Below are 1,693 nucleotides of genomic sequence, written 5' to 3'. Positions count from 1 at the left end.
GCCCGCTCCGCCTACACTGGCCCTGAGTTCTTCAAACTCATCATGGCAGTCGATGCGGCAAATTCCTGCTTTGGGTCTGCTTCACATGTGTCTGCCGCTGGAGGGGGGTAGCGTGCAGACGAGTAGACACGGAACTGTTGTGTATGCTCTGGCGGAAAGTTCATTGATGTTTCTGTGAGGTGTGCCCACTTGAATTCCCATACGAATGAACATGCATGAACCTTTCTGTGTAGATAAATGTGCACTTGAACTGTTGTCAACCAGCCATGTCCACCAACATCATTGTCATCAACAACTTGCGCACCCACACGGACACACACACAAACGCACACGGCATCATCAAAGTGCATTCAAACTTGGGCACGACGGCAATGTTTGTGTGGGATAACATACAGAGGCCTCAACACTTGTGAACACCATGCACACGCAGATACACATACTGTGTACAATCACACTCATCCAGCATCGAATTGGTTGAATAATACCCTTTCCGTGGAGTAGCACTCTTTGCCCCACATTTGTTTGCCCTTGATGTGTGTCACATCGTCGTCCCTTTTAGCCTACGTGCCATCGCAGCACATTCAAAGTTGGCAAAACACGCCAAATCTTGGCAAAGATTGTGGGTATTTTGGCGGAGTGGGGCAACAACCCGAAAACACCCCCAGCATGCAGTCAGAGGTGTGAGGGAGATGTGGTGGGGCCACATCGCCCTCAACACTCGGGTACGTCCCTGAGTGTTGAGGCACATCACCTTGTAATCACGAACGCTACTTTGAAAGCAATTTGGCATGTCACTCAACATTGACATGCCAAATTTCTTTCAAAGTAACAACACTCACTTGTTGCTTGGTTTGAACCATGTCTCTCAACACTCGCGGTCGTACCTGAGGTGTGAGAGCGATGTGGTGGGGCCACATCCCTCTCAACAATCGGTAGCCCTTTGACCAAGCAAATGGCAGCCTTGCCGACGCCAGTTACCCGGGGTGTCAAGCACCAGCATTGCAGCAATGGCGCTGATCCTAGCCAAGGCCATGTTCGAGCACCTAAAGTTCTCAAAGTGGCCACCGACTTCGGCGGCATGGACATGCCCGTGCTGGCCTGTAAGAAGCTTGGCTTGAAGTACGTGCACGTGTTCTCCAGCGACATCGCCGCACATTGCCGTGCCCTCATGACTCACATGTCAAAGCCAGAGCTGCTCTATGAGGACGTGCGGGCCCGTGATGTGTCCCTCATGCCACCCTGCCACGTCTACATCTGGGGAGCGCCCTGCCAGCCTTTCTCTTCCTGCGGGTTGGGGCAGGGGAGGTCGGATGCCAGGGGCCGTGGCAACCTGGCGGTGGCCAGCCTCCGCTACATCAAGCAGCACAAACCCAGGCTAACCATCATGGAGAATGTCCGCGGCCTCCCCGAGAGGCACCCTGCCACCTTTGCCGCCATCGTCAGTTCTTTGACTCGGTATGGGTATCACGTACACCACCAAGTGCTTAACACCCGAGACCACGGGGTGCCTCAGCAACGTGCACGAATCTGGCTGGTGGCCATTAGGTCCGACAGCATCAAACGGCCCTTTGGGTTCCCGTCAAGTGTCCCTTTGAAGTACTCAGCCGAGGAGTGCTTGTTGCCCTTCACACCTTCAATGGACAAGCAGAAGCGGCTGCCCCCAAAACACGGCACTACCAACCGTTCCCGCGAG

The 1,693-nt window shown here is 54.2% G+C and carries 1 protein-coding gene; it reads left to right on the top strand.

Annotated features, from left to right (window positions below; genetic code table 11):
• Positions 1–1,057: 1,057 nt before the first annotated feature.
• On the top strand, positions 1,058–1,693 hold a 636-nt coding region (locus ABWQ00_RS15970; RefSeq protein ID WP_353239644.1), incomplete at its 3' end, for a DNA cytosine methyltransferase.

It is taken from the genome of Limnohabitans sp., from assembly GCF_040400975.1.
Classification (GTDB): domain Bacteria; phylum Pseudomonadota; class Gammaproteobacteria; order Burkholderiales; family Burkholderiaceae_C; genus Limnohabitans_A.
Note: the sequence above shows the minus strand (reverse complement) of the source record. Positions and strands in the feature narration are given on the sequence as shown.